The organism is Prescottella equi, from assembly GCF_020171745.1.
In the GTDB taxonomy this organism is placed as follows: domain Bacteria; phylum Actinomycetota; class Actinomycetes; order Mycobacteriales; family Mycobacteriaceae; genus Prescottella; species Prescottella equi_A.
On record NZ_JAIVAH010000011.1, the window covers coordinates 1 to 23,125 of the forward strand.

At 68.3% G+C, this 23,125-nt stretch carries 23 protein-coding genes; 6 read left to right on the top strand and 17 right to left on the bottom strand.

All coding sequences use genetic code 11. The annotated features are described in order from the left end of the window. Window positions 1-211: 211 nt before the first annotated feature. From LCL87_RS07800 to LCL87_RS07815, 4 genes are all read right to left on the bottom strand, one after another. Window positions 212-655 (bottom strand): hypothetical protein, encoded by a 444-nt coding sequence (locus LCL87_RS07800; protein WP_225018387.1) that lies wholly within the window; start codon window positions 653-655, stop codon window positions 212-214. 152 nt (window positions 656-807) lie between these two features. Continuing rightward, on the bottom strand, window positions 808-1,404 hold the full coding sequence (locus LCL87_RS07805; protein WP_225018389.1) for a CHAP domain-containing protein: 597 nt from the start codon (window positions 1,402-1,404) through the stop codon (window positions 808-810). Between the two features lie 76 nt (window positions 1,405-1,480). Then, window positions 1,481-2,095 (bottom strand): AMIN-like domain-containing (lipo)protein, encoded by a 615-nt coding sequence (locus LCL87_RS07810; protein WP_225018391.1) that lies wholly within the window; start codon window positions 2,093-2,095, stop codon window positions 1,481-1,483. 419 nt (window positions 2,096-2,514) lie between these two features. After that, a complete protein-coding gene (locus LCL87_RS07815) occupies window positions 2,515-3,651 on the bottom strand; it encodes a hypothetical protein (protein ID WP_237691892.1) in 1,137 nt (378 codons plus the stop codon). Window positions 3,652-3,757: 106 nt separating this feature from the next. Here LCL87_RS07815 and LCL87_RS07820 point away from each other — a divergent pair, with 106 nt between their 5' ends. After that, window positions 3,758-5,059 carry an HNH endonuclease signature motif containing protein gene (locus tag LCL87_RS07820; protein WP_225018394.1) on the top strand — a complete coding sequence of 434 codons (1,302 nt, stop codon included), beginning with the start codon at window positions 3,758-3,760 and terminating at the stop codon, window positions 5,057-5,059. 90 nt (window positions 5,060-5,149) lie between these two features. Here LCL87_RS07820 and LCL87_RS07825 read toward each other — a convergent pair whose 3' ends face one another. The 3 genes from LCL87_RS07825 to LCL87_RS07835 form a co-directional block, all read right to left on the bottom strand. After that, complete coding sequence (locus tag LCL87_RS07825) at window positions 5,150-6,757, bottom strand: alkaline phosphatase D family protein (protein WP_225018684.1); 1,608 nt, start codon at window positions 6,755-6,757, stop codon at window positions 5,150-5,152. Window positions 6,758-6,971: 214 nt separating this feature from the next. After that, window positions 6,972-7,739 carry an ABC transporter permease gene (locus LCL87_RS07830; RefSeq protein WP_225018395.1) on the bottom strand — a complete coding sequence of 256 codons (768 nt, stop codon included), beginning with the start codon at window positions 7,737-7,739 and terminating at the stop codon, window positions 6,972-6,974. Beyond that, entirely contained in the window at window positions 7,736-8,188 is a 453-nt protein-coding gene (locus LCL87_RS07835) for a MerR family transcriptional regulator (protein WP_225018396.1), read from the bottom strand. The genes LCL87_RS07830 and LCL87_RS07835 overlap by 4 nt, the downstream gene beginning before the upstream one ends. 75 nt (window positions 8,189-8,263) lie before the next feature. Between LCL87_RS07835 and LCL87_RS07840 the strand changes: the two genes are divergently transcribed. Beyond that, window positions 8,264-9,484 carry an MFS transporter gene (locus LCL87_RS07840; RefSeq protein WP_225018398.1) on the top strand — a complete coding sequence of 407 codons (1,221 nt, stop codon included), beginning with the start codon at window positions 8,264-8,266 and terminating at the stop codon, window positions 9,482-9,484. 18 nt (window positions 9,485-9,502) lie between these two features. Here LCL87_RS07840 and LCL87_RS07845 read toward each other — a convergent pair whose 3' ends face one another. Beyond that, window positions 9,503-9,889 (bottom strand): hypothetical protein, encoded by a 387-nt coding sequence (locus LCL87_RS07845; RefSeq protein WP_225018399.1) that lies wholly within the window; start codon window positions 9,887-9,889, stop codon window positions 9,503-9,505. Between the two features lie 146 nt (window positions 9,890-10,035). Here LCL87_RS07845 and LCL87_RS07850 point away from each other — a divergent pair, with 146 nt between their 5' ends. Continuing rightward, window positions 10,036-10,443: a DNA-binding protein gene (locus LCL87_RS07850; protein ID WP_225018401.1), complete on the top strand. Its 408-nt coding sequence runs from the start codon at window positions 10,036-10,038 to the stop codon at window positions 10,441-10,443. A 79-nt stretch (window positions 10,444-10,522) separates the two neighbouring features. Here the strand turns inward: LCL87_RS07850 and LCL87_RS25815 are convergent, their stop codons facing one another. Together LCL87_RS25815 and pepN are read right to left on the bottom strand one after the other, a co-directional pair. Further along, complete coding sequence (locus tag LCL87_RS25815; RefSeq protein WP_510850714.1) at window positions 10,523-10,654, bottom strand: hypothetical protein; 132 nt, start codon at window positions 10,652-10,654, stop codon at window positions 10,523-10,525. A 165-nt stretch (window positions 10,655-10,819) separates the two neighbouring features. Then, window positions 10,820-13,318, bottom strand: coding sequence for an aminopeptidase N (gene pepN, locus LCL87_RS07855; RefSeq protein ID WP_225018403.1), 2,499 nt, complete (start codon window positions 13,316-13,318; stop codon window positions 10,820-10,822). A 126-nt stretch (window positions 13,319-13,444) separates the two neighbouring features. Here pepN and LCL87_RS07860 point away from each other — a divergent pair, with 126 nt between their 5' ends. Further along, window positions 13,445-14,224, top strand: coding sequence for an enoyl-CoA hydratase (locus LCL87_RS07860; protein WP_225018404.1), 780 nt, complete (start codon window positions 13,445-13,447; stop codon window positions 14,222-14,224). Between the two features lie 85 nt (window positions 14,225-14,309). Here the strand turns inward: LCL87_RS07860 and LCL87_RS07865 are convergent, their stop codons facing one another. Further along, window positions 14,310-15,875, bottom strand: a complete 1,566-nt coding sequence (locus LCL87_RS07865) for a CLIPPER-2 domain-containing protein (protein WP_225018406.1) — start codon at window positions 15,873-15,875, stop codon at window positions 14,310-14,312. A gap of 324 nt (window positions 15,876-16,199) precedes the next feature. Here LCL87_RS07865 and mihF point away from each other — a divergent pair, with 324 nt between their 5' ends. Then, a complete protein-coding gene (gene mihF / locus LCL87_RS07870) occupies window positions 16,200-16,514 on the top strand; it encodes an integration host factor, actinobacterial type (RefSeq protein WP_005516808.1) in 315 nt (104 codons plus the stop codon). 29 nt (window positions 16,515-16,543) lie between these two features. On the opposite strand, the gene eutC is transcribed toward mihF, so the two are convergent. From eutC to LCL87_RS07895, 5 genes are all read right to left on the bottom strand, one after another. Beyond that, window positions 16,544-17,290, bottom strand: a complete 747-nt coding sequence (gene eutC / locus LCL87_RS07875) for an ethanolamine ammonia-lyase subunit EutC (RefSeq protein ID WP_225018407.1) — start codon at window positions 17,288-17,290, stop codon at window positions 16,544-16,546. Then, window positions 17,287-18,699: an ethanolamine ammonia-lyase subunit EutB gene (locus LCL87_RS07880; RefSeq protein ID WP_225018409.1), complete on the bottom strand. Its 1,413-nt coding sequence runs from the start codon at window positions 18,697-18,699 to the stop codon at window positions 17,287-17,289. The genes eutC and LCL87_RS07880 overlap by 4 nt, the downstream gene beginning before the upstream one ends. Window positions 18,700-18,798: 99 nt before the next feature. Then, the gene (locus LCL87_RS07885; protein WP_225018412.1) at window positions 18,799-19,464 is read right to left on the bottom strand and encodes an Rv1157c family protein; all 666 of its coding nucleotides are present in this window, start codon (window positions 19,462-19,464) and stop codon (window positions 18,799-18,801) included. Between the two features lie 14 nt (window positions 19,465-19,478). Further along, complete coding sequence (locus tag LCL87_RS07890) at window positions 19,479-20,387, bottom strand: aminoglycoside phosphotransferase family protein (protein ID WP_510850722.1); 909 nt, start codon at window positions 20,385-20,387, stop codon at window positions 19,479-19,481. Then, window positions 20,384-20,767: a UBP-type zinc finger domain-containing protein gene (locus LCL87_RS07895; RefSeq protein WP_225018414.1), complete on the bottom strand. Its 384-nt coding sequence runs from the start codon at window positions 20,765-20,767 to the stop codon at window positions 20,384-20,386. The genes LCL87_RS07890 and LCL87_RS07895 overlap by 4 nt, the downstream gene beginning before the upstream one ends. A gap of 122 nt (window positions 20,768-20,889) precedes the next feature. On the opposite strand from LCL87_RS07895, the gene LCL87_RS07900 reads away from it, so the two are divergent. Next, window positions 20,890-22,410 (top strand): flavin-containing monooxygenase, encoded by a 1,521-nt coding sequence (locus tag LCL87_RS07900; RefSeq protein WP_225018416.1) that lies wholly within the window; start codon window positions 20,890-20,892, stop codon window positions 22,408-22,410. 9 nt (window positions 22,411-22,419) lie between these two features. Here the strand turns inward: LCL87_RS07900 and LCL87_RS07905 are convergent, their stop codons facing one another. Beyond that, window positions 22,420-23,109: a TIGR00266 family protein gene (locus tag LCL87_RS07905; RefSeq protein WP_225018418.1), complete on the bottom strand. Its 690-nt coding sequence runs from the start codon at window positions 23,107-23,109 to the stop codon at window positions 22,420-22,422. Between the last annotated feature and the right edge of the window lie 16 nt (window positions 23,110-23,125).

A 23,125-nucleotide genomic window follows, 5' to 3' on the forward strand; every position in this document is an offset into this window, starting at 1 on the left:
GGTGGGCGTTCCGTGGAACGCCCACCACGGCGGTCTCATCGGTGGACCTCACCACCAGTCGCGGCAACGGTGCGGGACCACGACGTCGTCGAACGCCGTTGCGTCGCAGATCGAGACGGTGGACGACCTTGTCACGGCACAGGTCACAGGAGCATTTCCAGGCGGCCGGGCGGGCGCGCGTTCGAAGGTTCCACCGAATCGGACGTCTGGATCAGCCGAACTCGGAAACCACCGCCTGCGCATGAGGATCGGCCTGCTTCGCAGCGAAAGCAAACTGATTCATGAAGGCTTTGTATGCGGGGTAACCATGCAACTGCTTCGGCCCGATCGGGACGAAGAGGAACGAATCTTGGCTGACCGTAGCCCCGTCGATCTCCGAGCGCGCATACGAGCCGCCTACGCGATGTCCGACGCTGACGTGGAACGGCATGACTTCGAACTTCAGCTGCCCACCGCGTGCGGCTCGCCGCACCATGAAGTGCAGAACCGAGGGGTCACCTCCGAGATACTCGATCCCGTAGGCCGTGACCTGCCCCAGAGTGGGCGATGTACGGACCGACGTCGCTATGCCGATACATACCTCGGCGAGCTGGTGTATCGGCATCGCCGAGCTGATTTCGACATACGCGTTCTGGTTCTTGTGTCGTGCACGCATCCAATACCCCCTCCTGCTGGGCCGCCCCAGCGCAGAATCGAGGGCGACACTACTGCGGGAGACGACCCCCGCGCTCGAGAACCGGAATAGTCGCCAGGGACACGGGTTACGGCACTACACCGCATCGGTCGCCACAGACCGCGTCGATTCCGTCAGGAATCCAGCCGGCCGAATCCGACGACGGCACCGTCCGACAGCCAGTCCAGATCGTGCACCCGGATCTTGCCGAGCTCGTTGCCACCCACGGTGGTAGCGGTGTCACCATCGACCGCGACGACGAAGTTGGTGTGCTGACCGATCCGGAACTCGTTGTCGTACAGCACCGTGTCCCCAGTCTTGGGTCGGTAGCCGTTGCCGATCGGTTCGAAGCGCCCCTGGGATTCGTAGTACTCCTGCAGCGTGTACACACCAGGGATGCGCCACGACCCCGAGTTCGGGCTCGAGAACGGCTCACCGGCCTCGCGCATGACCCAGCTGACGAAATTGGCGCACCACGGCTCCTTGACACCCTCCGAGTAGAACGTGCCGGGACGCTGCTCGCGATGCTCGTTCTCGAGGAGCCCGACGACCTTGGCCTGGGTGGGCGTCAGGGCGGAGGTGTCGACGTCGGGGAACGACGCCGTGTCCCACGGCAGGTAGCGCGGCGGTGCCCACCACAGCACGGCGCCCGCCACCAGGACCAGCGCCGCGAGCACGGAGGAAATCCACATGGCGAGGCGCCGACGACGGGCGACCGGCTGTGCGCTCATGCCCTCGAATGTAGCCGGAACCGCGACGGTGCGGCCGAAGCCGTCGATCCGTGGAGTCGGGTACGAACAGGTGTTCTCAACGGAACTCGACGATCAGCTGGGGCGGATCATCGACGGTGACGACCTCGAACGGCGCCGGACCGGTACGAATCCCGATGAAGGACTGCGTTATTCCATTCCCGTCACGCGTATCGGGCAGCAGGTAGAGCTGAGCCACGCGGGAATCCTGCGGGCCCGTCATCGGTGTCGCGTCGCCGTACAGGTGCCGCGCGGGCAGTGAAGTGTCCATGACGTCGACCTGCATGATCGTCCGCCCCGAGACGGAGAGCGTCGGACCGCCGCGGTGCGGGACGGCCTCGGCGACGTACCCCACCTTCCAGAACGGAATCCCCTCCCCGGTGAACGAGTAGACGACCCGGTCGACGCCCGATACCGGATCGGATTCGACGCGCACGTCACTGATAGCGGCCGAGGGCTCCGACGCGTCGGCCGACGGCACGTCGGTGCCGGGCACTAGGGCGACCGTGGGCGGCGGCAGCGTGGGAGGATCCCCGATCTGGATCCGGCCGGTGCGATCGGCGGGCGTCGAGGTCGCCGACCGATCGGATTGCGGCGCGGCCGGATCGGTACTGCAAGCACCCGCAATCGTCACACAGACGATCGCGCCGACGATCGAAGACGTTCTTCGCACGATTCTCCCCCTGCACTCGTATGCCCCACGTACGACTCTACGTGTCGGGCACCTGATCGGGCTTCGACCTCGGAATTTGCCCGCGCCGTTGGAACACTCTGCCTTCCTGCGATATTCGGTGGCGACGACACTGCCGAGCAGACTTCGCAATGCGTTGATAGCGTTCAAGTCGTACCAATCGGTTCGTGTTCTACCGACTGTGAAGGAGTGTCAGATGTTCTCCAGTGTGACCGACCTGTTCACCCTCATTCTGAATCTGGGATTCCACGTGGGCTCCGCCGGCTTCGATATGACCGGCTCGGCCGGCGGCGGAGTCGAGAACCCGCCCACGTAGGGATAGCACTTCGCTGGTTCCAGGCCCTGCGCCCCGGGCACATGTCCGGAGCACAGGGCCGACCTGCTTTCGGTGCGAGGAGCGCTCAGCCCTGCAATTCTTCATTCCAGTCGGGGTGCTCCCGACTGGTGTCGCACACCCAGGTCGTCCGAGCGTCGCTGTCCAGGCCCACGACGTCTGTGAGCCAGTAGGTTTCGTCGGGCGCCCATCCCGCAATGACACTGGCAGTGCCTGTATCGACCTCGATTGCGGTACCCGCCGCGGCCAGATATCCGGCGATGGTGAGGTGCACGCCGTCGTACCGTTCGGCGATGCGCGGCCAGTCGGGAACGACCCATGGTCCCGACCGCCCGGTGGTGCGGTACCAGTCGTGTCGCTTCTGCGCGGTGACGTCGACAGGGAACTGTCTGCACAGTTCTGCCCACGCATCCGCACTGTCTACCTCGTAGACGCCGGCTCCGGCGGGGACGTTCACGCGTCGCGCGACGGCGCGCTTCCAGCCCATGCTGTCCTCGACGAACCACAAGCCAGTGGGGGTCCCGTCGTCCAGCGGGCGGGTCGAACTGCGAGTGGGTGGGGTCGACCACCACCAGCCGGACCAGTTCGCCGACGGATCTGCCGGGCGATCGCGTTCCGATCGCAGTTCCTCTTCGACGGTCTCGTCACGCCAGGCGCGGAGGAGTTCTGCGGCCGACTGTTCTGTGGCCGACTGCTCTGCGGCAGCCGGGACGCTGGATTCGGCGCTCTCGTCGACCCAGCCCACCAACCACTGATCGGCCGCGGCGAGGCCCGTCGTCCACCACCACGCATGCGGGGAGCGTGCGATGTGCTCGGCAACCCGTCGAAGCTCACGCCGGACGGGCTCGGTGGCGACGAGGATGTCCTCACCGTCCGGGTCCTGCCAATAACGCGCCATGTCCACCGCGTGGGCGAGCGCCGAACGGAGCGCAACGGCCGACACTTCCGGAAGCGGCACCCTCGACAAGCGGTCCGCCACCTCGTCCGGAGGTATGACCGTCTGCCGGGCCTCCTCTGCGCCGGGTCCGAACAGCACTCGCGCACCTTCTCGACCGGACTCGAGGTGATACGACGCCAGGAACACCCCAGCACCGAATGAGTTGTCGTTGCACTCAGAGCGTGAAATCGACTCGGCGCCCATCGCGTAAGCAAGCAACAACCGGCGCCCCCGCGGGCCGGCCAACAGTGCGTCTGCAGTGTTCATATGTTCACCACCATAGGGATTCGAGCCCACATGCGCCCCTCCTCGTGAAGTTCTGGGGTCAGAGTATCCCATTGACTCGAACATAAGTTCGAACTACATTCGAGTCATGAATCCGGGGGGACTCAATAATTCGCGCACCGCAGTCGCCACTCTGCGGTCCGGCGACATGCGCTCGCTGCCCGAGGCATCGCTGCTGCAGACCACTCTGGATATCCGCCGGGAGATCGAGCGCCTCGAAGCGTTGTGCGTCGAAGGCGTCGGCGAAATCGACAGTCGTGCAGTTTCGTTAGACACCCTCGGGTTTCGGAGCGTCAAACAGTGGCTGGCCGCCAACACCCTGCTGGAGGTGTCGACCGCGGCTCGGATCCTCGCGTTAGGCAAGATGCTCGGCCGGCAACCCGAGATCGCCGACGCCTTCAACGCAGGTGAAATTTCTGCCGAGCATGCCGCCCTGATCGGGGAGTTCTGCGAGACCCCGCCGCGTGGTATGCCGAACGAGGCGTTGGATGCGTGCCGGAAGGTGTTGCTGGACAGCGCCACCGGCCCCGCCGCGACCACGACGACGGTCCGCACGTGCATCTCCAGGTTGGAGCGGATCTTCGAATCCGACGAACTTCCGCCCAGCGAAGACACCGAGCGCAACGAGTTCCACGCCTCGAAGACCCTGAACGGGCGCGTCGCTGTGAAGGGCGATCTGGACGCCGTCACCGGCGAGATGCTCCTGACGGCACTCTCGTCGCTGACCAAGCCACGGAACCCGATGGACGACCCGACCAACACTCGCACGCCGGCGCGGCAGCGCGCGGACGCGTTCGCAGAAATCCTGCGCCGCTACCTCGACTCCGGAGACGCACCCATCGAGGGCGGAGAACGACCACACCTATCCCTGCACGTGAACGCGCAAGACCTCGCGCGATCCCAGTCGAACCACGAGTGGACAGGCTCGGACGGCGATCCGGACCTGTTCGGCGACAAAGACGTTGCACGCATGCCGCACATGGGGCCACTCTCGATCGCCACCGCCCGCCGCCTGGCCTGCGACTGCCACCTCACCCCGATCGTCATGAGCGACGGCGTCCCGATCGACCTGGGTCGCTCGAGCAGAACGGTGTCGAAAAAGCAGCGCCGCGCGTTGATCGCCCGCGACCACGGCTGCGCATTCCCCGGCTGCGGAGCAGTACCCGCCCACTGCGAAGGCCACCACGTCACACATTGGGCTGACGGCGGACCAACCGACCTCGACAACCTCGTGCTGCTGTGCCGCTACCACCACGGACTGCTCCACCACTCCCACTGGGAAGTGAAAATCGGCACCGACAGAAAGCCGTGGTTCACCCCACCGAGCACCGTCGACCCCTACAAGAAGCTCATCCCCGCCCACAATCGGGCAGGACCACAGGCAGCATGACGCTGCAGCCGGCACCCAGGGGAAGGGGTGCCGGCCACAGCGGGGTGCGCGGGCTGACGAGTCATGACCGCACAGGCCAGGGCGAACAGATCAAGGGGCAAGCGGGGTAGCAACCGGGTGCACCTGCTGAGTGCCATCCGCGACCCGGTAGCTCATCGCGTGGCGGGCAACTCCGCGCGGATCCGCCGGATCGGTCACGTAGAACCAGTCCATCTGCGCCCCAGACCGGTTCACCTCGAACACACCGTATCCGTGGGAGTCGAGTTCGACGTACCGCACGTGGCGGTTGAACGCCTTGAACGCCTCTTCCGCGGCCACGGTCGCGGTGCGCGGGGGAACCTTCAGCATGTCGTCGATGTTCGGCGACGTCACCGACGGCACCACGAACTCGGTGCCGACCGTGCCGGCAGCCGGGTAGTTCGCCGCGTCCACCGGCAGGTCGCACGCCCACGACGTGTGGATGTCGCCGGTGAGGAACACGGTGTTGCGGACCCCGTTCGCGGTGATCGCGTCGAACAGACGTCGACGGTCCGCGGTGTACCCGTCCCACTGATCCGTGTTGTAGGGGATACCGGCGTCGGGCACCCCGATCATCTCGGTGATGGCGCCCATCGTCCGGTTGTCCAGAGGCGGGAACACGCACGGCGTGATCATCACCGGGTTGCCGACGATCTTCCACTGCGTCGGCGCGGTGACGATGCCGCTCGTCAGCCAATCCATCTGCGCGCGACCGGTGATGGTCCGGTCGGGGGAGTCGACCTCACGCCACCCGGCACCCGCGGACGCCTGCTCGTCGCGGTAGGTGCGCAGATCGAGCATCGACAGTTCGGCCAACGTGCCGAACCGGAAACGCCGGTACAACGCGGCGTCGGCCCCGGTCCCGTTGACTCGCACCGGCATCCACTCGAAGTAGGCACGTGTCGATGCGGCCTTGCGGGCATCCCAGTCACCCTCGGTGGTCGGATCGTGGTTCTCGGCGCCGCCGTCGTACGAGTTGTCGGCCGACTCATGGTCGTCCCACATCGCGATGAACGGGATCTTCGCGTGCAGCGCCAGGAGATCGGGGTCGGTCTTGTACTGCGCGTGCCGGATTCGGTAGTCGGCGAGCGTGACGATCTCGTGCGCCGGGTCGTGCAGGCGCACCGAGCCGCCGCGTGCCCCGTACTCGCCGCGACCGTACTCGTAAATGTAGTCGCCCAGGTGGACGATCACGTCCAGGTCGTCGCGCTCGGTGAGATGCCGGTACGACGCGAAGTACCCGGCCTCCCAGTTGGAGCACGACACCACACCGAAGCGCAGGCGTGCGACGTCGGCGTCCGTCGCCGGTGCGGTGCGGGTCCGGCCGACGGGGGAGACGATCCCGAGCCCGGTGAACCGGTAGAAGTACCCGGTACCGGGCCGCAGGCCGGTCACGTCGACCTTCACGGTGTGGTCCGCGTCCGGGCCCGCGGTGACGGTGCCAGTGCGGACGACCGTCGCGAAACCCGGGTCGGTCGCGACCTGCCAGGTCACCGACACCGTCGGCCCCACACCCGATCCCGGCAACGCCTCTGCGGACGGGGTGAACCGGGTCCAGACGATCACACGGTCGGGGAGCGGGTCACCGGACGCCACCCCGTGGACGAAACCCGGCGCCGGCGTGCCGGCCGATGCCCGTCCCGCCGCCGCGGCCGCGATCCCGGCCCCCGCGAGCACCATCGAGCCGCGCAGCACCCCGCGTCGACTCACCCCAGCGATGTCGTTGTTCTCGAACACCACCGGATCACAACGCAATTCGGACGGGCGTTCAAGAAGAATCGGGCAACGTTCCGAGCGTTCACCGACTGTTCCCCTTCGCGTTTCGCGCACTTAGCGCGGAGGAAACGCCCCGGAATGCGCGACAAGTGCGCAGAACGCGGGGGAGGTGTGAGGGTCAGGGGTGGTGTGGACCGGATGTCCGGGGGCGGTGGACGACTCCGCGGGCGACGAGTTCGATCGTCGTAGCCACCGAGCACGTCTGCGCGAGCAGCAGCCCGACGAGAACGAGGATCTGCACCGCACCGGCCTGCACCGCGGACCCGGTCGCGAGCAGCACGCCGACGAACGCTCCCGGCAGCGTCACCAACCCCACCGTGCGAGTCTGATCGAGGCCCGGCAGCAACGCATCCGAGGCCGCCGACCCGACCACCTCCATCCGGGCGTCCCGCGTGCTCAGCCCCAGACTGAGCGCGGCCTCCACCTCGCCCCAGCGCTGCTCGATCGCGTCCAGGCCGCGTTTGGCGGCGAGGGACGTGGCCGTCATCGCGTTGCCGAGGACGATGCCGCCGATCGGGACCAGGGCCACCCCTTCGAGCGGCACCACACCGCTGACGAGCATCAACGGGATCACCACACCGACACCGACGGCCAACGCCGACGCCAGCCACACCGCCGACCGGCCCGCCCGCGACCGGCGGGCGGCCGTGAACGACGCGGCCACGAACATCACCGCGAGCACCAGCAACGACGACCACAGGTGCGCGAGCGCCGCGGCCAGGATCAGCGACACCGCCGCCAACTGCAGCGCACCACGCGCCGCGGCCCACGGCGCGGTGAGCGGGTTACCGAGCCCCGCGAAGCGGTACACGACAGCCGCGCACCCGACCATGACCGCGCACAGGACGAACAGCGCGAGGCCGGGGTTCGCGAGCGAACTGCTCACGGTTCGACGGCCTGGGGCAGGAAGTCGTCCGCGAAGTCCTCGCCGGACAGCGCCGCGTCGACGCGGGCCCGGATGTAACCCCCGGTCATGGGGCAGTCCCGCGCCCGATCGGTGCGGCAGCCGAGCATGTGCTCGAGCACCGCGACCGCGCGGGACAGGTTGCCGATGCGCTCGCGCATCCGGGCGGCTTGATCCTCGATCAACCGGCTGCGGTCGGCCACCGTGTCCGAGTCGACGATCGCCTGCGTGTCGGCGAGCGACAGCATGCCGTCCCCGTGCCACAGCTGGATGTACGCCAGACGACACAGGTCGTCACGGCTGTAGTAGCGGACCCGGCCGCGACGCTCGGACGCCTCGATGAGGCCGCGCTCCTCGTAGTACCGCAGCGCCGGCACGGACAGCCCGAAGGCGCGCGCGACGTCGGCGATGGAGAAGAGGTCGTCGGGCATGGGACACCTCCGACTTGCACTCAAGTCCACTTGAGTGTGGACGCTGTGAGCCTACTCCGCGGAAAGGAACGCTCAGTGCAGTCTTTGCAGACCGGTGCCGCACCGGCCGCACCGGCCCGGGCCGGCGTCGGCGCCTCGGCGGTGCTGCTCGTCGCGGGCTTCGTCCTGATCAGCGCGAACACTCGCGTCGCCTTCGGTCAGATCGGCCCGCTGGCGCCGGTCGCCGGATTCGACGCCTCCACCGTCACCCTGCTCGGGCTGATCCCGCCGCTGGTCATGGGACTGTTCGCGCCGCTCGCCGTCGTCGCCCGCCGACGCCTCGGCGAGGAGCGTGCGCTGTTCGCCGCCAGCGCCCTGCTCCTCGTCGGGGCGCTGGTCCGGATGGCGGGGATGCCCGGACTGATCGCCGGCACCGTCGTCGTCAGCATTGCGACCGCGGTCGTGAACGTCCTCGTCCCGGTGTTCGTGCGCAAGCGGTTCGCGCCCGAACGGACGGGCGTGATGATGGGCGTGTACGCGATGTCGATGGGCGCCGGATCCGCCGTGATCGCCGCACTGATGATCCCGGTGTTCCGGGCGACCGGCGAATCCTGGCCGCCGGCAATCGGACTCGCCGTCATTCCGGCGGTCCTGGCGCTCGCCGGCACGGTTCCGCAGCTGCGGCACGCGAGCCGGCCCGACACCCACGCCGCGACGGCGGAACACGACCGGCCGCGGGTGCTGCGCACGTGGACCGCGTGGAGCCTGACGATCTTCTTCGGCATCCAGACGCTGCTGTTCTACGCGACGCTCGCGTGGCTGCCGTCGATCCTGGTGGCCGCCGGAGTAGCCGACGGGACGGCCGGAAACATGCAGGCGCTGTTCATCGTCGGCGTCGCCGCGGGTGGGCTGGTGGCACCGATCCTCGCGGCCGCGAGCATCGACCAGCGCCCCCACATCCTGGCGATCGTCGCCGTGTGCGCCGCGGGCTTCGCGGGCCTACTGATCGCGCCCGGCACCGTGCCCGTCGTGTGGGCGTTGATCCTCGGTGTCGGACTGGGCGCCGGGCAGGCCGTCGCCGGTGTGCTCTACGCCCGGCGCGGGCGCACGCCGGACCACGTGGCCGCGCTGTCGACGGTGGCACAGACCGGTGGCTACCTGATCGCGGCGACCGGCCCGATCCTCGCGTCGCTGCTGCACGACGCCACCGGCTCGTGGACCGCACCGGTCACCGCATTCCTCGTCCTGCTGGCCGTCAACGCCGGCGCGAGCATGCGCGCCGGATACGACCCGAAGCCGGGAAGACAGGCAGGCTGACGACGAGTGCCGCCGGACTCACGGAAGCACGAAACAGGCCGGACCCAATGGGATTCCCGTTCCCACCGGCACTGTCACGTCGGGACCGCCCGCCGACGTGTGGTACGCCATGATCCGGTGATCACCGGGGGTGCGCGGAATCCACCCGACTGTGGCCGTACCGTTCAGAACGGGCGCCAGCGCGCTCGGCAGGATCGTGGCCTGCTGGAAATCGAAGAACGAGACGGGGTTCGGCCACGTCGTCTCCGCGGTCACCGCATAGATGCAGTTGGTTCCGAACTTCTCCTCGAAACCACGCTCCGGGGTCCACGTGTAGCTGAGTCCGGGATGGGCATCCACTCGAACGACGTCGGCCGCGGCCGTCGGCACGCCGAGGATGAGTGCCGAGAGCGCCGTACCGGCCACAACAGAGCCGACCGTCCCTTTTGTTAATTTCATGCCGGTTTCATCGCACGGGAGTGGCCCGCATTACACGTCGCGCCCAAATGGTGTGAACATCTTGTTGTCAATACTTCGTTGACAACGCGGGTTCCTCAATGGATGCTCGAAGCATGACCTCGGACGAATTCACCCCACCCAACCCGAGCAGGGAGCGCGTCCATCGGGAGTACGCGGCCCTGTTCCGGATCATCGAACGCCACGGCGCCACCCCCGAACAGCGGGCGCGTCAGTCGCACCCCGAAATCCTGGAACCCCTGGGAGCCATCCGGGTCGTGGCGGCACTGGCGGGCGGCGTTCACACTCCCGAGCCCGGCGAACCGGATGTCGACGATGCCGACATCACCGCGGCCCTCGGACTCTTCCCGAAGGCCCGCGCCGAGATGGATCAGCTCGAGGCGTTGTTTCTGCGTATCGCTCGCCAGCGCGGAATGACCTGGCGCGAAATCGCGTTCGGGCTGGGGCTGGGAAGCACCCAGGCGGCACGGCAGAGATACGAGCGACTGGTCGAACGCACCTGAGCTCAACACACGTGTAGGGCCCGAAGCCGGTGAGAGACTTCGGGCCCTACACGAGTCGGCCGGTTCACGGCCACACCCGCTAGACGAGCAGCGCGGCGAACGCCCCGATGGCGGCGATCAGACCGGCGAAAGCCCCCACCGCTTCCGCACCTGCGACAACCTGATCGAAGTCGACCGAACCCAGAGCCGTAGCGAACTCCTCAGAACCCATTGTCTTCCCCTTTGTTCCCGTGAAGCTGGTGCTTCGTCTCAGTCGCCGTTGTCGGCGCCACTGCATGTGTAGCGGACTGCGACAACGGATTCCAAGCGGGGAAGGCCCTGAATCGCAATCCATTACAGAATGGAAACGCTCGAGCGCACGGGCGTAAAAATGGCGTCATACGTCGTTAACACCGAGGGTCCGGACGCGCAGATCCCGGGCCAGGTGATCGCGCTGTTCGAGCACCAGGCGCCGCAGCGCAGCGGGAGCATCAGCGTTGGCCGTCAGCCAGGCGTCGACCGAATCGAGCGAATCGGACGCCGGGAACAGGCCCAGCACGATGCGCCGGGCGATCTCGATGCTCCGCGACCCCCATACGTCGCGGATCGCCGCGAAGTAGGCGTCGTCGTACGACGCGATCAGGTCGCGCCGGTCGCCGGCCCGGAACCCACCGATGACGGCGTCGAGTTGGTCGTTGCTGAGCCCGAGGTCCTCCAGGGCGGCCCGCCAGGCCTCGTCCTTGACCTCCGCCAGCGGGCGGGCCGTTAGTGCGCGCAGGTGAGCGGTGCGGCCGGACGCGGTGTCGTCGCGGCCGAGTTCGGCGTCGAGGTCCGGCGTATCGGCATGCCCCGTCGCGGCGAGCGCGGTCCACAGCGCCCAGCGCAGATCCGGATCGAGTGACAGGCCGTCGGGTGCCGGTGCGGCGCCGTCGAGCACGGCGCGGATCTGCGGCGCGAAGCGATCGTCGACGACCGCTGCCGACGCCACCGCCCGCGCCCACGCCAACTGCGCACCCGAACCGGGCCGCGCGTCCCACAGCGCCGCCCAACACGATTCGAGCCACCGGCCCCGCCACTCGCCACGTGCCGTATCCGGAAGGTAATGCGCGACGGCATATCCGGCGTTCGCGAGGACCGCCGCCATCAGTGCGGTGTTGGTCTCCGACGGCGCAAAGGCCTGCGCCATCGCCAGGTAGCGTTCGGGGGCGAGTTCGCCGTCCCGGGTGGCGTTCCACAGCGCCGACCAGATCAGCCCCCGGGCCAGTGGGTCGACGACGCGATCCAGCGACCGCTCCACGGTGTCGAGCGAGCCGGCGTCGAGCCGGACCTTCGCGTACGTGAGGTCGCCGTCGTTGAGCAGGCGCAGCGGCGCGTCCGGCAACTCGACCGGCGTGCGTTCGTTCTCGAGGTCCAGCTCGATGCGCTCGCGGCGAACGAGGTTGCCCGACTCGTCGAAGTCGTAGAGTCCCAGCGCGATCCGGTGTGGCCGCGGATCGGTCTGCACGATCTCGTAGCCACCGGCGCCGCGTTCGAGGGTCAGCGTCGACATCCCCGTGGTCTGGAGCCACGCCCGCGCCCAGGCGGCGAGGTCGCGGCCCGACGCCTCCGACAGCTCCGCCAGCAGGTCCGCCAGCGTGGTGTTGCCGAAGGCGTGCGCACGGAAGTAGCTGCGCGAGCCCTCGAAGAACGCGTCCCGGCCGACGTACGCGACCAGTTGCTTGAGCACACTGGCGCCCTTCGCGTACGTGATGCCGTCGAAGTTCAGTTTCGCGGCCTCGAGGTCGACGATGTCGGCAACGATCGGGTGCGTCGTCGGCAGCTGGTCCTGCGAGTACGCCCACGCCTTGCGCCGATTCGCGAACGCGACCCACGCATCGGTCCACTCGGTGGCCTCCGCGCTCGCGAGCGCACCCATGTAGTCGGCGAAGGACTCCTTGAGCCACAGGTCGTCCCACCACACCATCGTGACGAGGTCGCCGAACCACATGTGCGCCATCTCGTGCAGGATCGTGTTCGCCCGCCCCTCGTACTGCGCGGCGGTCGCGGCGCCGCGGAACACGTAGGCCTCGGTGAACGTGACGCAGCCCGGGTTCTCCATCGCACCGAGGTTGTACTCGGGAACGAACACCTGGTCGTACTTGCCCCACGGGTACGGGTAGTCGAAGTTCTCGGCGAAGAAATCGAGGCCCTGGCGGGTCACCTCGAAGATCGTGTCGGCATCCAGGTGGCGGGCGAGCGAAGCGCGGCACAGCACACCGAGTGGAATATCGAGATCGCCTCGGCGCCATTTCGATTCGACGCGGTGATACGGACCGGCGACGATCGCGGTGATGTACGTCGAGATGGGCAGAGTGGGGGAGAACTCCACCCACTGCCGGTCCCCGTCGTCCTCCACGATCGCGGCGGGGCGGTTGGACACCACCTCCCAGCCGGACGGTGCGGTGACGGCGAACGTGAAGGGCGCCTTCATGTCCGGCTGCTCGAAGCATGCGAACACCCGGCGCGCATCCGCCGGCTCGTACTGCGTGTAGAGGTACGTCGCACCGTCGACCGGATCCTGGAAGCGGTGCAGCCCTTCCCCGGAACGGCTGTATCCGCCCACCGCACTGACCACGACGGTGTTCGAGCGCCGCAAGCCGTGCAGCGGAATCCGGGCGCCGTCGTACTCCACGTCGACGAACTGGCCGTTGACGATCACCGAACGCACCTCGAGGCCGAGGAAATCGAGCCACGTCTCCGACTCGGTGGCGTCGAACTCCACCGTCGTGGTGGTCAGGAATCCCGCCTCGGTCTCGTCGGGGGCGTCCGTCACGTCCAGTTCCACCCGATATGCGCGGACTGTCACGGCCGCCGATCGTGCGGCGGTCTCGGAGCGGGTCAGATTCGCGATACTCACGCCCTCGATCCTGCCAGCCGCGGGAGCACTCCGAGGTATCTCCCGTCATCCACCCGGACGCCACCTGCACCGCGCCACGGGGCGTCGTAGCATCGGCTTGCGGGCGCTCGACGGAAGAGGTGCGACATGGACGATCCGATCACGACCCACGTCGACGGCGCGACGGGCATCGCGCGTCTCGTCCTGAACCGGCCCGAACAACGGAACCCACTGTCCACCAGCATGATGCGATCCGTCACCGCCACGCTTCGAAAGCTCGGTGACGACGAATCCGTCCGCGTCGTGGTCCTCTCCGCGACCGGCCCGGTGTTCTCCGCCGGCCACGACCTGTCCGAAATGGTCGGACGCAGCCTCGAGGACGAGCAGGAGATCTTCGAGGTGTGCACCGAGATGATGGACGCCGTCCAGGCGATCCCACAACCGGTGATCGCGGCCGTCCAGGGTCCGGCGATCGCGGCGGGATGCCAACTGGCCGCGTCATGCGACCTCGTCGTGGCGGCGTCGACCGCGGTGTTCGGAACACCGGGTGTACGGATCGGGCTGTTCTGCTCCACCCCGATGGTGGCGCTCAGCCGCGCCGTCGGGCGCAAGCGTGCGATGCAGATGCTGCTCACCGGGGAGACCATCGACGCGAACACGGCAGCGGAGTGGGGGCTGGTCAATATCGTTGCCGCACCGGACCAACTGGACGTTCGGGTGAACGAGTTGGCCACGAGGATCGTCGAGTCCAGCCCCCTCACGCTGGCGATCGGCAAGCAGGCGTTCTACCGCCAGATCGATCTTCCCCAGGACGAGGCGTACGAACTGATGTCCCAGACGATGGCCGACAACGCGGTCACGTGCGACGCGCAGGAGGGCATGAGCGCGTTTCTCGCCAAGCGGAAACCGAAGTGGACGGGCAAATGAGAACGACGGGTGGTCCGGGACGATTCACGTCGCGGACCACCCGTGCTCACCGATGTCCGTCACCGAGGGCGACGGGACATCCACCTCACTTCAGGAGCGAGTTCCGGCGGCGGAGCAGTGCCCATCCGACGACGCCACCGGCCGCGATCAGCAGCGCGACGCCGGCAGCGACCATGCCGCCGTTCGACGAGCCGCCGTCAGCGCCGAGACCGGCGTCGATCAGCCCGGGCGCGCCGCCACCCTGCGGAGCCGCGTCGGGGCGGGGCTGGGTGCCCGGATCGGCGGGCGGGGTAGCGGTGCCGGTGGTCGGCGCACCCGGCGCAGGGGGTGCGACGGGCGTCTCCGGCGCAGCAGGCGGGGCCACCTGGGTCGGTTCGCTCGAACCGGCGGGCGCTTCGGCCCAACCGCTGGAACCGGCAGGCAGGTCCACCGAACCCAACGCCAGCGAACCCAGCGCGAGCGAGCCGAGTCCACCGATGACCGGGATGATCGGGATGTCCACCGAGCCCGAGGCCGGATCGCCGGACAGCGACGCGCTGGACTCACCGGACTCCACCGGATTGTTCCGCGGATCGGTGCCGATCGCCTGCGCGACATTGTCGACGCGGCCGGTATCGATATCGGCCTGGGTGAGCGTGTACTCGGCGTAGCAGGTCACGCCTTCACCGGGTTCGATCGATTCCGCCCTGGTCGGGCAGGTGACCTTCGACAGCTCGCCGGATCCGGTGAAATCGACCTCGTCGATCGAAACGTCGGACACCGGAACGTCACCGGAGTTGGTGACCGCGAAGCTGTAGGTGACCTCGGTCCCGACGGCGAACTTCGCGGGATCCGACGGGGAGGCGGTCTTGACCAGCTCCAGCGCGGGCGCCATCGGCGTCGGCACCGTCACCGACGACGGCTCCGACTCCTCGAATCCGTCGTCCTCGACGGTTGTCCACCCACCCAATGCCGTTGCGGTGTTGTCGACGAAACCGGCCTCCACGTCGTCCTCGGTGATCGTGTAGGTGGCCGTGCACACCGCGGTCAGCGTCGGCAGCAGGGCTTCTTCGGGACAGACCGCGACGGGAGCTTCGCCGGTTCCGGTGAACGCCTGCTCCCTGATGAAGAGGTGAACGAGTCGAATGTTGCCGGTGTTCGTCACCGCGAACGAGTATTCGATCTGCTCGCCTGCCTCGAAATCCCCCCACGTAGCACTCTTCTCGAGGGTGAGCGACGGCGCGGCCGCATACGGGACGACGTACGACGCCTCGTTGGAGCGGATCCTCTCGGCGGCGCCCTCCGGCAATGCCGTCGCGGCCGCCGCAAAGCGGACCTCACCCGCCTCGATGTCGGCGTCCGTCAACGTGTAGTCCACGGAACATCGCAGTCCCCCAGTAGGTTCGAGCACTTCCGGGTCGGTCGGGCAAGTGATGTCCGACAGTGTGCCGGATCCGGTGAACGAGATCGTCTCGATCTGAACGTCACCCAGCCGACCGTCACCCGCGTTCGCGACCCCGAACCGGTAGGTGATCGACTGTCCGGCCACGAAGCTGTCGGCATCGTTCGGGGCCGACCACATCTCCAACGAGACCCGCGGCGACGGGGCGGGCTCGGCGGTCGCCGACGCCGTCGTGGCCGTCAGCGCCCCGGCCACCATCGCCGCCGACACAACAACCTGTAAGGCGCCTTTCAGGAAAGCACCGTTCCTTAGTTTCATTCTCCGTGCCCTTTTCGCTCAATTGCCAATGGGAACGGCTCGCGACTTTCCCCGCAAAGCCGATAAACAACGCATTCTGGATACACAAAGGTCAGCACGGCCGGGCGGAGTGTGACGCAGCGCACACACCAAGGTGGTTCGGGACAAAGGTGGTTCGGGACATTCGGGACGAAGTAGGGCGTTCCGCTCGACACGCGGAGCCAACTTGCCGCGCGCAGAAGCCGATTGCGTTCTAGCCTGGGGACCATTCCGGGTACCGCGAGAGAGAGGCACATCATGGCATTGCCCACGTTGACCCCCGAGCAGCGCGCCGCCGCCCTCGAGAAGGCAGCAGCATCCCGCAAGGCTCGCTCCGAACTGAGGGAAGGCCTCAAGTCGGGCAAGCTGACGCTGGTGGAGGTTCTCGACAAGGCAGACACCGACGAACTGGTCGGTAAGACGAAGGTGTTGTACCTGCTCGAATCCCTGCCGAAGGTCGGCAAGATCAAGGCTCGCGACATCGCCGAGTCCGTCGGCATCGCCGAGACGCGTCGCGTTTCCGGCCTGGGCGCCCGTCAGCGCGCCGATCTGATCGCCAAGCTCAGCAGCTGACGCAGTAGCTCTTCGGAACGGCCCGCGCTCTACAGCGCGGGCCGTTCCGCGTCTGCAAGGGCGGGATCGCGCGACGAATCCTTGAGCGCGACACCGGAAGCCCCGAGTCGTCGCGCCCCGCCGACGAGTGCCGCGACGACCCGCGCCGCATGCTCGTACGTCATCCCGTCCGGCGGATGGATGTTCGAGACGCAGTTGCGTTGGGCGTCACTGCGACCGGGACGCGGGTGGTGGGTCAGGTAGATGCCGACGCTGTCGGCGACGGACAGTCCGGGGCGTTCCCCGATGAGCACGAGCATCGTCGCGACTCCCAGTAGTTCACCGATGTGGTCGCCCAACGCCACCCTGGCCTGGGTCGCGATCACCGGAGGAGCGAACGTCAGACCCGGCAGGGCACGGACGATCGCGGCCACCAGAGCAGGACCGTGCGCCGCGAGCGCCGTCGCGGAGAGCCCGTCGCACAGTGCGATCCCTATGTCGGAGCCGTTGTGCGGCAGCGCCGTTCCCGGCTCCAGGATCCGTCCGAGATCGGGTCGGCGCAGGTACGTGGCTCGATCGCCCGCCGCGCTGCGCACGATCAGTGGGGTTCCGATACCCACCTCGCGGATCCGGTCCGCCGAGTCCGCCACGTCGAGTGGCGCGTGCACCGCGTCCCGCGCCGCGGCGTGGGCCGCGACGAACTGGAGGTGTCGCGAGGTCGGCACTCCGTTCCCCGTGCGGCCCAGCCCGATCCGCGCCTGCGTGTGCCGACGGAGGTCGTCCCACGGATCGGTCATGCGGCACCGCCGAGTGCCCGCAGCGGCGATGCCGCGACGTCGACGGGGAGGATCCGGCCGGCGTCGTCGGCCATCCCGAGTTTGCGGAGCCACGCCTCGAATTCGGGTGCGGGCCGCAGGTTCGCGGCCTCCCGCACGTACAGCGCATCGTGGAACGACAGCGACTGGTAGCCGAGCATGACGTCGTCGGCGCCGGGCACCGTGATGACGAACGCCGTGCCGGCGACGGCGAGCAGCGTCAGCAGGGTGTCCATGTCGTCCTGGTCGGCCTCGGCATGGTTGGTGTAGCAGACGTCCACGCCCATCGGCAGCCCCAGCAACTTGCCGCAGAACTGGTCCTCGAGCCCCGCCCGCACGATTTGCTTACCGTCGTAAAGGTATTCGGGTCCGATGAAGCCGACGACGGTGTTCACCAGCAGGGGCCGCAGGTCGCGCGCCACCGCGTACGCGCGGGCCTCGAGCGTCTGCTGGTCCACCGGGCGGCCGCCGGTCCCCAGATGGGTTCCCGACGACAGCGCCGAACCCTGGCCCGTCTCGAGGTACATGACGTTGTCCCCGACGGTGCCGCGCCCCAGTGCCCGGCCGGCCTCGTTGCCCTCCCGTAGCAGCGCCAGATCCACCCCGAAACCTCGGTTGGCGCCCTCGGTCCCGGCGACGGACTGGAACACGAGGTCGACGGGCGCGCCCCGCTCGATGAGGTCGATGGTGGTCGTGACGTGGGTGAGCACGCACGACTGGGTGGGGATCTCGAACCGCTCGCGGATGTCGTCGAGCAGGTGCAGCAGGTCGGCAACGGCATGCGGCGAATCGCTCGCCGGGTTGATCCCGACGACCGCGTCGCCGCACCCCAGCAGCAGTCCGTCCAGGATCGCCGCGGCCACACCACGCGGATCGTCGAGCGGGTGGTTCGGTTGCAGTCGGGTCGCCAACCGTCCGGGCAGCCCGATCGTGGTCCGGAACGCACTGGTCACGGACGCTGCGCGGGAGACCGCGATGAGATCCTGGTTTCGCATGATCTTGCTGACCGCCGCGACGATCTCCGGCGTGAGACCGGGGGCGAGGGCGGCGAGGACGTCGGCCGAGTCCGGCAGCGCCGCCACCGCGAGCAGATGGTCGCGCAGTCCGCCGACGGTGAGATGGGCGATCGGCACGAACGCGGCCGCGTCGTGGGTGTCGGCGATCAGCCGGGTCACCTCGTCGGTCTCGTACGGCACCACCGACTCGGTGAGGAAGGTGCGCAGCGGCACCTCCGCGAGGGCCCACTGGGCGGCTGCCCGCTCCGCATCCGAATGCGCTGCGCACCCGGCGAGTTCGTCGCCGGAGCGGCGCGGCGACGCCTTGGCGAGCAGGTCCACCAGGCCGTGGAACTCGTACGCGGCACCGCCGAGTCGCTGTCGGTACACGGTCATCGCACGGTCACCTCCGGGAGTCGACGCACCCTCGACTGCACCCTCAGTATGTGGCCGGGCCCGCCCGCCGTCGAGTGGACGGCGGACGGTTCGACTCCGTCAGGCCTGCACGACCCCGACCACCGGCGCGAAATCGCACGCCGGCAGATCCCGGCTGGTGTTGTCGATCATGCTCCCCGAGATCAGGAAAACGACCGTGCCCCGGCCGGTTTCGATCGTGTTGGACAGCGTGCGGGGACTGTCCGCGGGACGCTCCTGGACCAGCGGCGCCGTTCCGGAGCGCATGGTGTTCAGGTTCAGCCAGGACACTGTCATCGGATCGCCGCGGTGCGGCGTGGACATCGACGTGCCCAGCCCGGAGAAGAGCACGTTGACCGTGCCGGGCGGAAGGACCGGCGTCGGCAGGCTGGTGTCGACGGCCGGGCCGGCGATGGCCTGCGCGACACCGATCGAGTCGTCACCGAGGGCATTGGGCAGCAGGCAGTCGGATGCGGACGTGTCGTACAGGAACGGTTGGACGACGCCCTCGACCAGGTGTGCCGAACGGGGGAAGTAGGCGGCGCGGGGCACACCGGCGGTGACGCGCCCGAGGGTCTCCAGCACCGACTGCGGGGTGAGCGTGCCGACCGGCAGTCCCGCGCCGAACGCCGTCCGGACCGCCGTGAAGTCGTCCACCTGCACAGGCTGCGCGGCGGCGGGCGCCTGGCTTCCCAGGCCCACCAGGATTCCCACGGAAGCAGCAATCCCCACAATTCGTCTGATCATGCGGGGATGGTAGATCAGCGCAACAGAACACGCGCGATCGAGACCTGCTCCGCCTGCAGCCGCCGCTCACCGTCCTCGATGTCCCACAGGCCGTTCTGCAGTACCCGCCCCAGGGTCCAGGCCCGCGCGCGATCCCGGTCGAGGGCGAGGACGTCGGTCATGAGGTCGAACCGCCACCGGGTCTCGTCGGGCTCGAAGCGGTCGGTCAGGGCGGGCAGCAGTTCGAAGCCGGGATCGCCGGCGAGTGGTTTCGGATCGATCGCGAGCCACGGCTCGCGCTCCGATGCGAGGACGTTGTCGTAGTGGAGATCCCAGTGCAGCAGCCTGTTTCCGGGTTCGTCGACCATCTCGCGTATCGCCGCGGCGCAGTCCGTCAGCAGATCTCGGTCGTCCGGATCGTCGAGCAGGAGGACCGCGGACGGCGTCTGCTCGAGCATCGCCGCAGCCACGTCACCGAGGCGGCGCAGACCGTCCGGCGCCTCGTGCGCGGTGAGGCGTACCAGCAGTTCGGCGATGGTCCGCACCGCCGCGCGGGTGTCCGTGACGCTCGACAGGTGCCGCGACGTATCGAGACGTTCGAGCAGCATCGCCCCGGTGTCGGCGTCGTGGGCAAGGAGACGGACGGCGCCGTCGCCGTTCCAGATCCGCAGCGCGACGGATTCGCCGACGGTCTCCTCGTCCACGGCCTGCAACTTGAGGACGGCGTCCCGGCCGTCACCGTCCCGGACCGGCAGCACCAGCGCCGCCATACCGTGCATCGGTGGGCCGACCGGACGGAGATTCCAACGCTCGAGCATCTCGTCGGCGAGCCGGGGAAGGTCGGCGATGAAGGCGCGCCCCGCGACGCCGCCGTATCTGTGCTGTGCGGCGACGAGCGCCTCGGGAACCTCGATCACCCTCCGACCGTATCCGGGTCGGCTCAGTGCAGCCTGTCCGCCCAGTCGGCGGGCACCCGGTCGGCCGGACCGGGCACCGTCTGGTCGACCGGATGATGCTGCGGCGGGGCCAGTTCCGGTCCGTCGGCGAAATTCTGGATGCGGTAGTCCCAGAACCACTCCTCACCCGGTTCGTAACTGCGGATGATCGGGTGCCCCGCCGCGGCGGCGTGTGCGCTCGCGTGTTGCGCGGGTGAGGAGTCGCAGCAGCCGACGTGACCGCACGCGGCACACCGGCGTAGATGGAACCACCATCCGCCGACGGCATCGCATTCGGCGCACCCGGCGCCGCTCGGCGGCACGGTCGGGTCGATGTCGGGTGTCTCGGTCACGGATACCTCCTCGACGCGGTGGGGTCCGGCTCCCATTATCGTCCGAGGCTCGTCCGCGCACCCGGGATGCGTGACCGGGATGCGCACACCGCTCGGCGGAATCGGGCTAACGTGCAGTACAGACCTCTTTTCACGAGTGAGCCGACCCGGAGGACCCGATGAGCGAAACCGACGCGACCACGCCCCAGCACGTCGACGTCCTCATCGTCGGGGCCGGGCTGTCCGGGATCGGCGTCGCCGCCCGCCTGCGGCGCGAGCACCCCGAGCGGACCGTCACCATCCTCGAGTCCCGCGCAGACTCGGGCGGAACCTGGGACCTGTTCCGGTACCCCGGCATCCGCTCCGACTCCGACGTCCAGACCTACGGGTACGACTTCAAACCGTGGAAGGGCCGCAAGGCACTCGCGCCGGCCGCCGACATCCTCGGCTACATCCGCGAGACCGCCCGTGAATACGACCTCGATCGGCACATCCACTACCGACACCGGGTGATCCGTGCCGACTGGTCGCAATCCGATGCCCGCTGGACGGTCGTCGCACGGATCGGCGACACCACCGAGACCACGACGTTCACGACGAACTGGTTCTTCTGCGCCAGTGGCTATTACAACTACGACCAGGGATACACCCCACGGTTCCCGGGCGTCGAACGCTTCCGCGGGCAACTCGTGCATCCGCAGCACTGGCCCGAGGATCTGGACTACGCCGGCAAGCAGGTCGTGGTGATCGGTTCCGGCGCCACCGCGGTCACGCTCATCCCGGCGATGGCCGACGCCACCGGGCACGTCACGATGCTCCAGCGGTCGCCGTCGTACGTCATCCCGTTGCCGGCCGAGGACGCACTGTCGAGCGTGTTCCGCCGCGTGCTGGGCGACGAGCGCGGCTACCGGCTCACCCGGAAGAAGAACATCGCCCAGAACGTCTGGATCTACAAGCTCTGTCAACGCTTTCCGCGGCAGGCCCGGGCCGTCATCCGGGGGCTCAACAAGCGCCTGCTTCCCGCCGGCTTCGACGTCGACACCCACTTCAATCCCCGCTACGACCCGTGGGATCAGCGGCTGTGCGTGGTGCCGGGCGGCGACCTGTTCAAGACGATCCGCAAGGGGAAGGCATCGGTCGTCACCGACGGCATCGACACGTTCACCGAGACCGGGATCGCGTTGAAGTCGGGGCGGCACCTCGACGCCGACATCGTCATCACCGCAACGGGACTCGATCTGCTCGCGCTCGGCGGCATCGAACTGCGACTGGACGGCGAACCCGTCGACATCACGAAGCGGCTGGCCTTCAAGGGCACCATGCTCTCCGACATCCCGAACTTCTCGTTCGCCGTCGGCTACACCAACGCCCCCTGGACGCTCAAGGTCGATCTGGTCGCCGAGTACCTGTGCCGCGTCCTCACCGAGATGGATCGGCGCGGCGCGGACGTCGCCGTCGCCGAGAACCACGAGGACGGCATGGACACGCGGCCGCTGCTCGACTTCGCCGCCGGCTACGTCCAGCGGTCGCTGGACCTGTGGCCGCAGGCCGGCACGAAGGACCCCTGGAACCTGCAGATGGACTACTACAAGGACGTCGCGGTCCTGCGAGAGACCCCGGTCGACGACGGCACCCTGACGTTCTCCGCGGCCCAGCCGAGACCGACGAGGCCGGACGGCGACCTCGTCAGTCCCGACTGACCGGACGGCTCAGTCGCTGCTGCTGCTCGTGGTGGTGCTCGACGGCATCCGCGCGCGCAGCCAATCGACCAGGTCGGTGGCGCTGCGGGTCTGCATCCAGACGCGGCCCGGGCCGGTGAACTCGGTGACGATGCCCTCGCCACCGAGGAACATCGACTTCCAGCCGCCCGCCTTGCGGATGCGGTACTCGACGGTCTCCTCGAACGCGACGACGTGCCCCGAGTCGAGCACCATCGTCTCGCCGGCGTCGAGCGTGATGGGGCGGATGGCGCCGTAGCTGGACAGCAGGATCTCCCCGTGTCCGGTGCAGCGCAGCAGCACCAGGCCGGCCCCGCTGAAGAAGCCTTTGTGCCCACCCCATTTGGAGTCGACGTCGACGGTGGGGTCCGACGCGATCCAGCAGCCGGACTGCACCAGCAGCGCCGTCTCACCGAGGGTGGTCTCGACGAGATCGCCCGGCAGCGCGCCGGCGACGCCGACGACGCCGCCGTTCTCGCTGCTGAAATCGTTGACGAAGAAGCTCGATCCGCCCAGCGAACGGCGCAGTCCCTTCATGAATCCACCCCGGGTCGAGGTGGTGATCGCGACGTCGCCGCGCATCATCGCCATCGCGCCGGCCTCGACCCGGACGGATCCGCCGGGCGGGACGTGGATCTCGGCGAGCGCGAACGCGGGTCCACAACTGATCTCGGTCTTCACGGTGTCCTCTCGATGG

Excerpts from the sequence above, each read along its gene's own strand:
- LCL87_RS07800 (WP_225018387.1), bottom strand. The coding sequence starts at position 655 with ATGCGTGCACGACACAAGAACCAGAACGCGTATGTCGAAATCAGCTCG.
- LCL87_RS07805 (WP_225018389.1), bottom strand. The coding sequence starts at position 1,404 with ATGAGCGCACAGCCGGTCGCCCGTCGTCGGCGCCTCGCCATGTGGATT.
- LCL87_RS07815 (WP_237691892.1), bottom strand. The coding sequence starts at position 3,651 with ATGAACACTGCAGACGCACTGTTGGCCGGCCCGCGGGGGCGCCGGTTG.
- LCL87_RS07820 (WP_225018394.1), top strand. The coding sequence starts at position 3,758 with ATGAATCCGGGGGGACTCAATAATTCGCGCACCGCAGTCGCCACTCTG.
- LCL87_RS07825 (WP_225018684.1), bottom strand. The coding sequence starts at position 6,757 with ATGGTGCTCGCGGGGGCCGGGATCGCGGCCGCGGCGGCGGGACGGGCA.
- LCL87_RS07835 (WP_225018396.1), bottom strand. The coding sequence starts at position 8,188 with ATGCCCGACGACCTCTTCTCCATCGCCGACGTCGCGCGCGCCTTCGGG.
- LCL87_RS07850 (WP_225018401.1), top strand. The coding sequence starts at position 10,036 with ATGACCTCGGACGAATTCACCCCACCCAACCCGAGCAGGGAGCGCGTC.
- LCL87_RS25815 (WP_510850714.1), bottom strand. The coding sequence starts at position 10,654 with ATGGGTTCTGAGGAGTTCGCTACGGCTCTGGGTTCGGTCGACTTCGAT.
- LCL87_RS07860 (WP_225018404.1), top strand. The coding sequence starts at position 13,445 with ATGGACGATCCGATCACGACCCACGTCGACGGCGCGACGGGCATCGCG.
- mihF (WP_005516808.1), top strand. The coding sequence starts at position 16,200 with ATGGCATTGCCCACGTTGACCCCCGAGCAGCGCGCCGCCGCCCTCGAG.
- eutC (WP_225018407.1), bottom strand. The coding sequence starts at position 17,290 with ATGACCGATCCGTGGGACGACCTCCGTCGGCACACGCAGGCGCGGATC.
- LCL87_RS07880 (WP_225018409.1), bottom strand. The coding sequence starts at position 18,699 with ATGACCGTGTACCGACAGCGACTCGGCGGTGCCGCGTACGAGTTCCAC.
- LCL87_RS07885 (WP_225018412.1), bottom strand. The coding sequence starts at position 19,464 with ATGATCAGACGAATTGTGGGGATTGCTGCTTCCGTGGGAATCCTGGTG.
- LCL87_RS07895 (WP_225018414.1), bottom strand. The coding sequence starts at position 20,767 with ATGGGAGCCGGACCCCACCGCGTCGAGGAGGTATCCGTGACCGAGACA.
- LCL87_RS07900 (WP_225018416.1), top strand. The coding sequence starts at position 20,890 with ATGAGCGAAACCGACGCGACCACGCCCCAGCACGTCGACGTCCTCATC.